A 13,814-nucleotide genomic window follows, 5' to 3' on the forward strand; every position below is an offset into this window, starting at 1 on the left:
TGTATTCAACTATTACCATTACTCCAAATATACGGTTCGACGATCAAACAGTTGCAGTTGCTCCCAGGGGTATTGCAACTGATAAATCTCGGCCACATAGGCACCCGGTGCGATACCGGAAGCGGAGGCAGTAATATCATAGGAGCAGAGGCAGTAGGCGGCCTGACTCGAAGTATTTATTTCATAGAACCGCAGGGTATCGCCGGCCCGGCCAAACTGAATCACTATTGTTGCGGCACAATTGAATTCGGCATCATAATGGTTCATGGTGAGCATGCCGGCGGAAAAGGTATAGGCAATGGAATCGGTCTGGAATGTTAAAGCCAGGTCAGCGTGGCACTGACTGATATCATAACCCGACAGGCCATCGCCGCCGGAGACCATTACCGTATCAATCCCGACAGTATCGCCATAGATGCCTATCAGACGGACGATATAAGTCCCGGCCGGAACGCCATAAAGAACCGATTCCAGGTCGAACGGGCAGAGACAGTCACAGGGCATTCCGGTATCCGATTCAACCGCGGTGATATTCCCTCTCTCAAAATAATAATCGACCATATAGCGCAGGCAGCAATTGTAAAAGGCGTTTAAATGACGGATATGGAGATCATTGCCGATTACCTCGACGACCATAGAGTCGGAGTTATTACTGGAAGGTCTCCCGATTTGGCAGTCGCCCCTCATGTCATCATGGACGACACCGGGACAGTGTAATGCCGGGCCGTTTAGATAAAGGAATTTTATCAGGCCGGTGAGATCCTGAAGGTTTAAGGTGCCACTGCTGTTGACATCGGCCCAATAAGGATTTATCGGAGCGGTCCCATGCCTGTATAGGTAATTAATCAGATAAGTAATGTCGGTCAGGCCGAATTCACCGTCGCCGTCAATATCTCCGCAGGCAGCGGCGGCAGGTATGGCGCTGAAGATTAACACAATGAAACAGGCACAGAGCGCCAAAACCAGTTTCGGTTTAATCTCCTTGTTCATAACCATCCCTCCATTTAATCCCAATTAAGGAATTATGTAAAGGAAAAATCCTCCGGACTTTGAATGATGAATGGCAAATTCCAATATTGTTCCGTAGTTCAACCTTCCTAAAAGAATACCAGCTTATTTCTTGACGAGATTCCGTGCCATTTCATCCAATGAAAACTCATCCATCGCAGACGGGGTGACATCAAAAAGGCATCTGTCCTTTCAGTGAGGGCATCGGTGGTCGCGGGGTAATGGCGTAGGTGATTAACCACTAATAATTTATGCCCCGATGGGTCTTTTGTCAAGGGATTAATCGGTTTGCAGGGGCCTTGAACATATAGGAAAGAGCGGCATTTGACAGCCGCGATTCCGAGACTTATCTTCGTATATGAGTGACAGCATTTTAGAGAGGGAAAGCTTTAGAGCGCATAGGTGAAGGATTGAAATGAACAAAGGTGTGCAGAAAATATTCGGCGAGGTGCCGCAGACTTATGAACTGGTCAACCATGTTCTGACTTTCGGGATGGATATAATCTGCCGGCGGCGGGCGGCCCGGATAGCCGCCGCCGGGGGCGGAACCCGGTGGCTCGATGTCTGTTCCGGAACCGGCGAAATGGCGGCCAATCTGGTGCGGTTGAGCAGAAACGGCACTTCCGTTTTTGCGGCCGATTTCTCGTTGCCGATGCTCGGCAAAGCGGCGGAAAAAAAAGAGGCTGACAGGATCACCTTTGTAATTGCCGATGTAAAAGTGCTTCCTTTTCCCGATAATAGCTTCGATTTGATAACTATCTCCTTTGCCACGCGGAATATCAATATCAGCCGGGATATCCTGATTGAGCATCTAAAGGAATTCCACCGGGTATTGAAGCCGGGCGGATGCTTTGTCAATCTCGAGACCAGCCAGCCGCGCTTTTCCTTGACGCGCGGATTGATGCATCTCTACGTGAAACTGGCGGTGAAACCGATCGGGAGCGGGATTTCCGGCTCGAAGGCAGGGTATGCCTATCTCTCGCATACGATACCCCATTTCTACCCGCCGGAGGAGTTTGCCGGGATAATTCATCAGGCGGGATTCGGGACGGTTACTTTCAAAAGGATGTTCGGCGGCGTGATAGCGGTACATAAGGGAGTAAAATAGAAATGACCTCGATTTTCAGCGATGCACCGAACACTATTTACTTGAGAAGATAACATTATGGATACGCTGCATCAGTTGAGCCAGTGCTTTCTCTGCTCGGGATTGGATAGAAGCGAATTGGAGGCGATTCACAATATCAGTCTGGTGAAGAAACTGGTAAAGGGGGAGATTCTTTTTCTGGAGGGTGATCCGGCTTCGGGATTTTTCGTGCTGCTGTCGGGGAAAATGCGGGTCTATAAGGGATCATCCGAGGGGAAAGAATATACCATTCATCAGATCGGGCCGGGGCAGCTTTTTGCCGAGGCGGCGATTTTCCGGGGAGATCGTTTTCCGGCCAACTGCGCCGCGTTGGAAAATTCGACCGTGGCCTTTTTCCCCAAAGAGGCATTCATCAATCTAATAAAGGATTCGCCGCAGATTTCGTTGAAAATAATCGGGTCACTGGCCGGATTCCTGAGGGAATTCAATCGAAAAGTGGAAGAGCTGACCCTGAAAGAAGTGCCCTCCCGGATTGCCTCGTTTCTATTGGAAGAAAGCGAGAAACGAAAATCGGCTCAGATTGTCCTTGATATTCCCAAAGGGGAGCTGGCGCGCCGGTTAGGGACAGCGGGAGAAACCCTCTCACGCAATCTCAAAAAACTCAAAGAGTTGGGGGTTCTCAAAGTAGAGGGGAATCGGATCACAATCCTGGACTCAACGCGTCTAAATTCCATCGCCGAAGGCGAAAAAATCTTCTAAATTTGACTTAAGTCAAAGCCATCGGGCGCCTTTTTATCGATAATATGGATAGAAATTGTCGATTTATAAGGAGTTGAAAAAGTGAGCTTCAGAAAATTAATCCGGATAGACGAGGAAAAATGCGATGGGTGCGGGCTTTGTGTCCCGGCCTGTATCGAAGGGGCGCTGCAGATAATCGACGGCAAGGCCCGGCTGGTGAGCGAGACCTATTGTGATGGTCTGGGGGCTTGTCTGGGGGAGTGCCCGCAAGATGCAATAACAATCGAGGAACGTCAGGCGGATGAATTTGACCCGAAGGCGGTTGCCCGCCACCTGAAAAGCCAGGAGCCAAAGATTGCTGCACCGCAGGCAGAAGCACAATCTTATCCTTCCTGCCCGGGAAGCCTGTCGCGGACGCTTCAGCCAAAAGCGCATTTAGCCGTGGAAGATCATGATGTAAAGAAAGAGGCAACATCCTCGCAACTGGGCAACTGGCCGGTGCAGTTGAAACTGGCGCCGGTGAAGGCGCCTTATTTCGAGAAGGCGAAACTTCTTATCGCGGCGGATTGTGTTCCTTTCGCCTATGCCGATTTTCACTCCCGGTTCCTTGAGGGGCGGGTGCTTCTGATCGGCTGCCCCAAGCTGGACGAAAACGAGCTGTATCTTCAGAAATTGACCATGATCTTTTCGCAGAACGATATTGAGTCGGTCGAAATTGTCTATATGGAAGTACCGTGCTGTTTCGGGCTGGCTCATTTGGTACGCCGGGCGGTGACCGGCTCGGGAAGAGACATTCCACTCTCTTTTCATAAAATCGGTATTAACGGTGAAATTCAGGAATCAATAACTCAATAAATTGAGGGAGGTATTATTATGAGTGAGCTGATCAATGACGCGCGCAAAAGAAAAGACCTTTTGAAGCATATGATTTTACAATTACACAAAGGTGAGGCGCCGGATGCGGTGCGAACACAGTTGGTGCGACTGATGGGCGAGGTCCCCTATGGTGATGTGGTGGAAGTGGAGCAAGAACTGATTGGCGAGGGGCTGCCGGAGAAGGAAATTCTCAACCTGTGTGACATGCATACCGCCGTGCTTAAGGGCAGTATCGACCAGACCGGCGCCAAGACGGCGCCTTCCGGACATCCGGTACATACTTTCAAAGAGGAAAATAAGGCTTTGGGCTGGGAGGTTGGCTCACTGGTCAAATTGTACGATGAATTAAAGGCGCTCCCCGAAAAAACCCCGGTGGCAGAGAGAGTCGCTGAAATAAAAAAGCATTTTAATGCATTGATGGATGTCGACAAGCATTATCAACGGAAGGAGAATCTTCTTTTTCCCTTTCTTGAAAAGCATGGCATTACCGGCCCGCCGACCGTGATGTGGGGGAAGCACGACGAAACGCGCGGGCTCCTGAAAGCGGCGCAAGAAGCGCTTAAGGAATCGGCCTTGCTCTCTGCCGGCGATTTCAAAATGGTAATCGACCTGGTGCTTCATCCCGCCTCGAATGCCGTGGAGGAGATGATCTACAAGGAAGAGCAGATTCTTTTCCCGATGTGTCTGGATACACTCACCGATGAAGAATGGTATTCGATTTATAATCAGAGTCTGGAAATAGGGTTCTGTCTTTATGACCCGGTTGAGAAATGGGCCCCCGCAGAACTTTCGGCCGAGGCGCAATTATCCGCCGATGCACGACGGGTGCAGCTTCCCAGCGGCAGTTTTACGGTGCCGGAGCTGAATGCCGTACTCAACACCATCCCTTTTGACCTGACTTTCGTGGACAAGGATGATCAGGTGCGGTATTTCACTCAGGGAAAAGAGCGGATATTTTCCCGCAATCGGGCGATTCTGGGGCGGCAGGTGCAGATGTGCCATCCGCCATCGAGTGTGCATGTGGTGCAAAATATACTGGATGATTTCAAATCGGGGAATCAGGATAGAGCGGCTTTCCATATCGAGATGCAAGGCAAATTCATCAGTATCGAGTATTTCGCGCTGCGAGGCGAGAAGGGCGAATATCTCGGCACGCTGGAAGTCAGCCAGGATCTGACCGAAAAGAGAAAACTCAAAGGAGAAAAACGTCTCCTCAGCTACTCCGAGGAAAGGAGCCGGTAATGGATAAGACAAAGGCGGCGCTTGATATTACGCCCGATACCAAAGTTGGGACGCTTCTGGCGAATTATCCGCACCTCGAGAATTTTCTGATAGAAATGTCGCCGGTTTTCGCCCGGCTGCGGAATCCAATTCTGCAGCGGACGGTGGCGAAAGTGGCGACATTGCGTCAGGCCGCCGAAATTGGCGGGTTGCCTTTAGCGACCATGATCAACAGCCTTCGCAAGGCGGCCGGACTGGAAGAGACAATCACAGGTGAGGAAACAGGTTCGAATAACGCGGAAAAGCCCGATTGGATTGATTTCTCAGCGGTGGCCAAATCGCTCGATGCCGGGCCGATTCTGGAAAAAGGGGAACATCCGCTCGGCCGGGTCATGAATGAATTGAAGGAATTGGAACCGGGTAAAATATATGAGCTAATTACGCCTTTTATACCGGCCCCGCTGATCGACATGGCTAAGGGGAAAGGGTATCTGGCCTGGACCAAATCCGAGGGATCCGAAAAATTCTTGACCTATTTCAAGCAAAAATGATTATTATCAGGAGAAGAATATGAGCACATCAAATAGTGGTGAGTCGGGCCGCCTGGTACCGGCCGAACCTCATCGCCTGGAAAAAATTCTGGATTACGTACCGGGTTCAATTGTCAGCCGTACGCTGGTGCAAAGCAAGGCCGGAACGGTGACCCTTTTTGCTTTTGATGCCGGTCAGGGATTGAGCGAGCATTCGGCGCCGTTTGATGCCATGGTGCAGGTGCTTGACGGCGAAACGGAATTGACGATCGGCGGAAAAGCGGTCCCGGCCAGGGCGGGTGAGACAGTGGTGATGCCGGCCAACGTGCCGCATGCGGTACACTCGGCGCAGCGGTCAAAGATACTCTTAATAATGATTCGAGGATAGAGGTTTTCGAACTGGATGAGTCCTTGGTATATTCTGCCGACTTTGCTGGCGGCGTTGCTTCTGGGAGCGCATTTTCTCCGCGCCGATAATTACGGCCTGACGGCTCTTTCGCTGGCGGCTCCTCTGGCGTTATTGATACGTCGCCGCTGGGCGATCCGTATCGTACAATTTCTCCTGTTTGCCGGGGCGGTAATTTGGATCTCCACTATACTCAATATAATTGAATGGCGCCAGATGGCCGGGCAGGGGTGGATTCGGGCGTCCCTGATACTTGGTATCGCCGCCATAATACCGATCGGCGCGGCGCTTCTTCTCGAGAACCGCAAATTGCGGCAATTCTATCCTGAGACATCTGTCCCAGCCGACGCCAGTCTGACCGCATTCCTGATAACCGCAGTGTCCCTGACAATCGTGTACCTGGTCGTAAACCCGCCGGTGATTCTAATAGAACGATTCCTGCCGGGCGCCGGATGGGTTGAAATTTTCGGGCTGTCTTTATATGCCGCCTGGATCACGGAAAAGATGCTTGATATGAAGGAATCGGCGCGGTGGCGGCGACGGATCTGGGTGATATTCTCAATCGTTTTCTTTGCGCAATTCATATTGGGAGTTTCGGGGCTGGAAAAATTCCTGATGACCGGCAAACTGCATGTTCCGGTACCGGCTCTGATTGCGGCCGGCCCAATCTTCCGCGGACAGGGGTTTTTCATGGCGATTCTTTTCGGGGCTACCGTTCTATTGGTCGGACCGGCCTGGTGCAGCCATCTCTGCTATATCGGCGCCTGGGATGATAGCGCCTCGCGACTCCGCGCGAAACCGATGAAAATGCCGCCATGGCGGCAAATGGTACGAATCGGGCTTCTCTTCCTGGTCATTGCGGCGGCAATAATTTTGCGCCTGCTTGGTGTATCCGGCGCAGTTGCCGCCATACTGGCGATTGCTTTCGGACTTATCGGAGTGGCGATATTGCTATTCTGGTCGCGAAAGACAGGGGTAATGACGCATTGTGTCGCATACTGTCCGATCGGGCCGTTGGCCAACTGGCTGGGGAAACTCTCGCCGTTCCGAATTCGAATCAATGACACCACCTGCACCGACTGCGGTATCTGTCATGTCGCCTGCCGGTACGATGCGCTGAACATGGAAGATATCAAAAGAAGACGGCCAAATATATCTTGCACTCTTTGCGGTGATTGCCTGGGGAGTTGCCGGGATGAATCGCTGGAATACAAATTCCTCGGACTCAATGCCGACCGGGCCAGAATCCTTTTCATCGTCGTCGTCGTTTCATTGCATGCCCTGTTTCTGGGCGTGGCCAGAATCTGAAAATCTACCCCGACCGGAGGGACGAAACATTTCCCCTTTCCGGCCGTTTTTGTTATATTGTCGAAAATTTGCAACCAAAAAGATGAGGAGTTGAATGCCACAAAAATATGGTGAGCTCTATCAAGAGTTGATAGACAGAAATAAAGAAATCGCCACAATAAATTCCTGTTCCAGTCTGCTGGGGTGGGATGAAAGAACCTATATGCCGCGGGGTGGTTCGGCGGGGCGTGCCGACCAGTTGGCTTACCTGGCCGGGCTGACACACAAGAAATTCACCGATCCGAGAATCGGCGAGATCCTGACCGAATTGGAGCATTCGGAACTGGTCAAAGATGAGTTTTCCGATGCCGCGGTGAATATCCGCGAAATCAGACACGATTACGACAAAGCGGTCAAAATTCCGCAGAAATTGATTGAGGAAATCACCCACACCACCACCATGGCGCAGGGAGTATGGGTGCAGGCGAGAAAAGATTCCGATTTTCCGAAATTCCTTCCCTGGCTGGAAAAAATTATCAAGCTGAATCTTCAGGTGGCCGAGTGCCTCGGTTATAAAAAAGAGGCTTATGATGCTCTTCTGGACAACTACGAAACCGGCGCAACCTACGAATCGACCGGGAAAGTGCTCGGAGAATTCCGGAAAGAACTGGTGCCGCTGGTGGCGGCCATTATTGATTCGGGCAAGCATCCCAATCTTTCGATAATCGAGCGGGAATATCCGGTCGATCGGCAGGCGATGTTCGGGCAATCGGCGGCGGCGGCGATTGGTTTCTCTTTTGAATCGGGCCGTCTCGATATCACCACTCATCCTTTCTGCACCGGGATTGGCCCCGGCGATACCCGTATCACCACCCGGTACAATCCGCGTCATTTCGGAGAGGCGTTTTTTGGAATCATGCATGAGGCCGGCCATGGGATTTATGACCAGGGGCTGGATCCGGCTCATTTCGGGATGCCGCGCGGCGATGCGGTCTCGCTTGGCATTCATGAGTCGCAGTCGCGGATGTGGGAGAATCAGGTCGGAAGAGGCCGCCCTTTCTGGAAACATTTCTATCCGCGGGCGCAGCAATTGTATCCCGAATCGCTGGGGAATGTAAGCTTTGATGATTTCTATTTTGCGATCAATGATGTGCGGCCGTCGTTTATCCGTGTTGAGGCAGATGAGGTGACCTACAATCTTCACATATTGCTCCGTTTCGAAATGGAGTATGCTTTCCTCAGAGGTGACCTTCTCGCCAAGGATGTCCCGGGCGCATGGAATGAGAAGTTCAAGCAGTTTTTCGGTATCACGCCGAAAAATGCTGCCGAGGGGTGCCTTCAGGATGTCCACTGGTCCTCCGGATATATCGGATATTTCCCGACTTACACATTGGGCAATCTTTATTCGGCGCAGTTTTTTGCCAAAGCCAAAGAGGATATTAAGAACCTCGATGAGCAATTTGCGGCCGGGAATTTCGGCGAACTGAAGAAATGGCTGAATAAGAATATTCATCTTCATGGGAAACGGTATCGCGCCGAGAAACTGGTGCAGGTGGTGACCGGGAAACCGCTGAGCCACAAGCCGCTGATGGATTACTTGAAAAAGAAATACGGCGAGCTGTACGGCGTTTGATTGCTGCCAGTTTTATTTTACTATTGCCGGGGTGTATGGGAATGCACCCCGGTTTTTTTTGTAGATCGCGGTTCTGGGTTTATTGTAGGTCGCGGTTTCGAGACTCCGCGCTAGCGGAGTCGAGAAACCCGACAATTTCCCCGCGCCGTCAGAAACCCCTTCCTGACGGAAAACTTTCATTGTTCCGCAGCGGTGTAGGTCAAGACCTCTTGATGGTCTTGACTATAGTTATTGTAACTCGCGGTTCCGAGACTCCGCACCGGCGGAGACGAGAAACCCGACAATTTTCATTCCGGTAGGTCAATCCCCCTGCGCCTGCCCCGAACCCTTGGTCGGCGGTCTTGACTTTGGAATCCCCGCCCGCAAATTCAGCTTGACTTTGCGCTGAAGGCGGCTATTTTATGGTAGCATTGGCGGAGAATTACAACTATTAATTTGCGCCGGGCCGAGCGGTAAAGAATTCGCAGCAGTTGGGTGGGTTGCCAGTTTACCTATGAGATTAATTTCCTGTATAAAGGTGGGCCCATGCCCGTTTGTCAGGGCGGTCCGGGGAAATATCCTGAGGCAGATGCGAACGGCAATGGCATAACTAACATTCAGGATATTACTTATCTCATCAATTTTCTGCATAAGGGCGGCCCGGCACCGATTTGCAGACCGATGTAAGTGATTGTCGAAAATCGGCACTTCAGTTAAAGCGGTTGAGGATTATGGAAATTGCCATTCTCCGTGCGGGCCACCTGTTATTATGGCCATCGGCATTAGGGGTAGTAGTCATCAGCAAGCTTCTCTAAAGCGATCATGCACACCCGGAAATACTCCATGTCATCCTTACTAATGCTCTTGGCGTGTGCATCAGCACGATACTTGTTTATTGCTTTCATACGGTGATCAAATTCATCTTTGTCCTGGCCGAAGACATGTTTGAAACATTCCCACTGCTTTACGATCACTTTGCGGAGATCATCAAATAGAATGCCCGAATAATTAGAAGTAAATAGATCTTCAAACGAAAGGGCAGCATTTTTTGACTTCCTTGGTTCACCCATTATATCAGTGACAATTTGACGTGCCGCATTTTTTCCATAGTGTGATAGCAAGACGGATTTGCAAATATATCTAATACGGGGTTCGACACTATTTCTTCGTTCCGAAATTTCCTGAAGCATTTCCTGTGCGCTTAGGTTTAAACGCCTATATTTACCCTTATTGGCGAGATGTTCCTTTATTGCATCAATCCGAAAACTATACTTACCATGACTTTCGTCAATGATGCCGTAACCTAGTAGATGATTTGTATATAAAGGAGAAAGTTCGGCCACTTCAAGAAAAGTATCATTGTCACCGCGTGCCAAATATGTTAGCATCTCATATTCATCATTATAATGTTCACATAATACATTGAGTATCATATCTAAGTGACTGCTATAATCTCTTAAGAATATTCGCTTGCCATCCTCATAGACAGATTTATTCACCTTTAATGGTCTGTCGTCTGGACATAAGCGATTAATAACGCTGCAGACATGCCTTATCAAGAATGGATGCCCCCCAAAGTCCTCCGTGAGCCTTGCATATAAGTAATCATCGAATAATATGCCCATAATACGCCCCAGTTTTCTTACCATATCCCGTGTTTGAGGAACATCAAATCGTGGAATATATTGAAATGGCACCTGGTTAAATATGGGATTATCCTTCCCGCAAATCGACGGCAATTCCACGCATAATGGGTTTGTCCCTACAATTAGATATGAAAAGACGGCGGGCAGTTTCTGAAATAGTGATCGGAGAGTCTGCCAAAAGTACACGAAGTCAAGCCCGTCACACCACTGTTCAGAGGGTGATACGCCGGGCGTTATGTTCTCGATTTCATCAAAAATCAACAGAAGAGATTTCTTATTACATAATTTATGAACTCTAAGCAGGTCTCTCTCAAATATAATTGGGGCATTTATATCTGTATATTCATCTTCACTTTCAGGTTGAATGGCAAGTCCATGTTGATTGCAAATTTCTTGGATTACAAAATGCAGTGCATTATTCCAATTGCGTTTATGAAATGCCGGATTCTGGCAATCAATGAAAGCACTTCTGCATTCGAGATGTGTCAGTGCACGCTGCACACCAAATATCACTGACGTCTTGCCGGTCTTGCGCAAACCAAAAAGTCCGGACACTTCCCCCGTTCTGTGGCGATTGACAATATTGTATATCAAATCATTTCTGCCAAAGAAATAGAGATCGGTTTTGAGGGGCGCCTCATATGCGAATAGGTCGCGTGAATAGAAATGCTTTCTAAATCTGTTTCTAATAAAGTAGGAATCTTTGATTGTGAGCAGTTCGTTGTAATTGAATGGCACGATGATTTGCGATTCTTTTTCATTTTTCAACAATTCTCTTACTGCAAGTTCTATAATTGGATCATTGCATATAAGCACGCTGCAGATAGGCTCGATTCTGAGATTTTGAAAACGCCTTCCAATCATCGTGAACGCATCTAGAACTCTGGGTTCGAAATTCTCATATCTACTTATTACGGCTAAAATCTCTCTTTCCAGATTGAACATTCGCTGATAGTTGGCGGTGGGTTTCATCAAGAAGAAACGATAATTGCTCTTCCCCAGTGTAATGGGCTCGCCAACGTGCGTGATATACCACTCCTGGGCAAAGATATCAACTATCTTCTTTTCGTCAGGGGTATAACCGATGAAGAATGCATTTGGATTAATTCCTGGGGTTGTTTCTGAAGGTCCAGCCATACTTCTCTCCTTGAATTGTTTTGATGAGCTAATTTCATAGGAGTAAATGATCTCATTTATTGTCGAATTGTCATCCCCACTCGCAAGAATCTACTCATACGCTAATCAAATGGGGTAATGCCTATTTGCATTCTTCAGTGTCTTGGTGCAATATTAATTTATGATTTACCCATAAGGGGATAATTTCCTAAACTTAATATCAATATCAATCAGCCAAATGGAACGCCAATACAAAATATCCAATATCCTTGCCGTATTATAGACCTTATTTAATTTAGAAATTGCGCACTAAATGTCAAGGGTAAACTATACTTTTCAGAAAGGTCTCTCTGCATTAACCCCCTTAATATTCTATTCCTATCCCCTTGCCTTTCAATCCCCGGCCTGCAAAATCACTACCAAACCGATGGTGATTTGGCGGCAGGAGCCCTTATATTTGGAGGTTTATTGTTATGCCTGTAAGCAAAAAACAAATTCTGGCCAACCTTCGAAACGCCCAAAAGTCGACCGGGCCCCGGAGCCCCCTGCGTAAATTCCGCTCTAGCCGTAATGCCCTCAAACACGGCCTTTATTATCAATTCAATCTGGATCGCGCCCTTCAATTTCCTTCCCCTAAGAACAAGGCGCGCTATCTCTCCTCCTTTCTCAACGAACTCTTCTGCGTCTATTCCGGTAATAAGTCAAAAACCCACAGCGACTTAAGCTGTCACATAGAAAGTCCTCGATGCCCGACGACTGCCCACAAATCAAAAAACAAAGCCATTTCCGACAACCCCGATCGATCGGTCCAATCCGTCTCCCGTCAACAACTAAAGGGGAAGAAACCGCAGGCCCGAAGAGCATGAAAATCTTGGCGAACAAAGCCAAAAATGGTCATTCATAGTTCCGCTGGGTCTGCTATGTATCAAGTCAAGCCCATTTTCGGGTTTTATTCGTGAATCCAAACCAGTCTGCTATTCGTGGCCTCTTTTATAGTGAGCCACAGGTAATCAATCCGAGGTTTTCACGGGGGAAGCGGCAGACTTAGAAACGTGGCTTTCCCCACAGACCCAGCAACGCCGCCTTCCTTCCTCATGATCGTTATAGTTCCGAAATCAGTTTCTTAAGCCGCTGCTTCCAAATAATACGGCCGCTTCTCCAAAAGCATCCGCCGAAGACACAGCAACAATCGCCGTGCAATCGCTACAATAGCTCGTTTCGAACCGGAATTACGTCTTATCCTAAGATACTTCTCATTCATGCCGGAATCATGCCGGATTAAAAGCCAGGCCACCTCAATCAGGGTCCCCCGTAAAGCACCCTTACCGGCCCGCGTAATATGACCCATCCGAACCTTATCGCCACTCGAATGTTGCGACGGGGTCAATCCAACATACGCCGCCAACTGTTCCCCACGCCGAAAGCGCGCGATATCCCCCAACTCCAGCAATATCTCCATGGCCGAAATCATGGCTATCCCATAAACACTGCACAATATCGCAACCTGATCCCGATATCGATCCGTCAGCGACAATTCCTTTAAGAGACTTGTCTGCTTTTCAATCTGCCGACATAAATCCTCATATACCTCCAGAAATCGCCAAAAGCTTTCCTGAGCAAACTTATTCCCCAAACGCAGACTCCATAAATTCTTTACATAAACAGTGCTCCAGCGACCCCGCGGTTTGGCCAATTCAATCCCGTAAAAATAGAGCGCACTCTTTATCCGGTTCTGAACCCGAACCCGATCCCAAACCAATTGCCGTCGACGCCTTATCACCTCACGATTAAGACATTCCTCCCGGCTGGGAACCCAGATGGCTTTCAACATACCCCGCGATAGCAAATAGGCCAACTTCCGACTATCCCGCTTATCCGTCTTCACCCGATTCCCCGACTCCACCGGCAATAATGACGGCGGTGTCACAATGCAATTGGCGCCCCACTCCAGCAGTTGGTCATGTAACCAGAATCCCGAGTAACCTGCTTCATAGACCACATATATCCGATCCCGAGCGTAACGACTCAACAACTTTTCCAAATCCTCCCAATGACCAGGAATGTTGCCACTGAACAGTTCTTCCTCTTCATGTAGGATCGTCACATGCCACTGCTTAAGGTGAACATCAACTCCCACATAAATATCACTTCCCTCTAACACTCTTTCTTTGCAACTTCTCATCTGAGCCTCCTGCTCTTTAAGGTTTAAGCGTTTGTTTGCATTCACTAAATTTAAACCCATAAGAACAGAGGCTCAATTACTTAATAACATAGTTACTTAGGCCGC

General features: G+C 48.9%; 11 protein-coding genes. 8 read left to right on the plus strand and 3 right to left on the minus strand.

Features of this window, described 5'->3' with window-relative positions; all coding sequences use genetic code 11:
• Positions 1–18 precede the first annotated feature (18 nt).
• On the minus strand, positions 19–990 hold the full coding sequence (locus tag NT002_09170) for a dockerin type I repeat-containing protein (GenBank protein ID MCX6829434.1): 972 nt from the start codon (positions 988–990) through the stop codon (positions 19–21).
• A gap of 433 nt (positions 991–1,423) precedes the next feature.
• Here NT002_09170 and NT002_09175 point away from each other — a divergent pair, with 433 nt between their 5' ends.
• The 8 genes from NT002_09175 (at position 1,424) to NT002_09210 (ending at position 8,786) form a co-directional block, all read left to right on the plus strand.
• Positions 1,424–2,116 carry a ubiquinone/menaquinone biosynthesis methyltransferase gene (locus NT002_09175; GenBank protein MCX6829435.1) on the plus strand — a complete coding sequence of 231 codons (693 nt, stop codon included), beginning with the start codon at positions 1,424–1,426 and terminating at the stop codon, positions 2,114–2,116.
• 57 nt (positions 2,117–2,173) lie between these two features.
• The gene (locus NT002_09180) at positions 2,174–2,854 is read left to right on the plus strand and encodes a Crp/Fnr family transcriptional regulator (GenBank protein ID MCX6829436.1); all 681 of its coding nucleotides are present in this window, start codon (positions 2,174–2,176) and stop codon (positions 2,852–2,854) included.
• An 81-nt stretch (positions 2,855–2,935) separates the two neighbouring features.
• The gene (locus NT002_09185) at positions 2,936–3,688 is read left to right on the plus strand and encodes a 4Fe-4S binding protein (protein MCX6829437.1); all 753 of its coding nucleotides are present in this window, start codon (positions 2,936–2,938) and stop codon (positions 3,686–3,688) included.
• Positions 3,689–3,706: 18 nt separating this feature from the next.
• Positions 3,707–4,951 carry a DUF438 domain-containing protein gene (locus NT002_09190; GenBank protein ID MCX6829438.1) on the plus strand — a complete coding sequence of 415 codons (1,245 nt, stop codon included), beginning with the start codon at positions 3,707–3,709 and terminating at the stop codon, positions 4,949–4,951.
• A complete protein-coding gene (locus tag NT002_09195) occupies positions 4,951–5,481 on the plus strand; it encodes a DUF1858 domain-containing protein (protein ID MCX6829439.1) in 531 nt (176 codons plus the stop codon). Before NT002_09190 ends, NT002_09195 begins: the two co-directional genes overlap by 1 nt.
• A 19-nt stretch (positions 5,482–5,500) precedes the next feature.
• Positions 5,501–5,848, plus strand: coding sequence for a cupin domain-containing protein (locus NT002_09200; GenBank protein MCX6829440.1), 348 nt, complete (start codon positions 5,501–5,503; stop codon positions 5,846–5,848).
• Between the two features lie 15 nt (positions 5,849–5,863).
• Positions 5,864–7,174 (plus strand): 4Fe-4S dicluster domain-containing protein, encoded by a 1,311-nt coding sequence (locus tag NT002_09205; protein MCX6829441.1) that lies wholly within the window; start codon positions 5,864–5,866, stop codon positions 7,172–7,174.
• Positions 7,175–7,268: 94 nt separating this feature from the next.
• On the plus strand, positions 7,269–8,786 hold the full coding sequence (locus NT002_09210) for a carboxypeptidase M32 (GenBank protein ID MCX6829442.1): 1,518 nt from the start codon (positions 7,269–7,271) through the stop codon (positions 8,784–8,786).
• Positions 8,787–9,547: 761 nt separating this feature from the next.
• Here NT002_09210 and NT002_09215 read toward each other — a convergent pair.
• Together NT002_09215 and NT002_09220 are read right to left on the minus strand one after the other, a co-directional pair.
• Positions 9,548–11,548 (minus strand): hypothetical protein, encoded by a 2,001-nt coding sequence (locus NT002_09215; GenBank protein MCX6829443.1) that lies wholly within the window; start codon positions 11,546–11,548, stop codon positions 9,548–9,550.
• 1,102 nt (positions 11,549–12,650) lie between these two features.
• Positions 12,651–13,709: an IS110 family transposase gene (locus tag NT002_09220; protein MCX6829444.1), complete on the minus strand. Its 1,059-nt coding sequence runs from the start codon at positions 13,707–13,709 to the stop codon at positions 12,651–12,653.
• Between the last annotated feature and the right edge of the window lie 105 nt (positions 13,710–13,814).

The sequence above is a fragment of the Candidatus Zixiibacteriota bacterium genome (assembly GCA_026397505.1).
GTDB lineage: Bacteria > Zixibacteria > MSB-5A5 > GN15 > PGXB01 > JAPLUR01.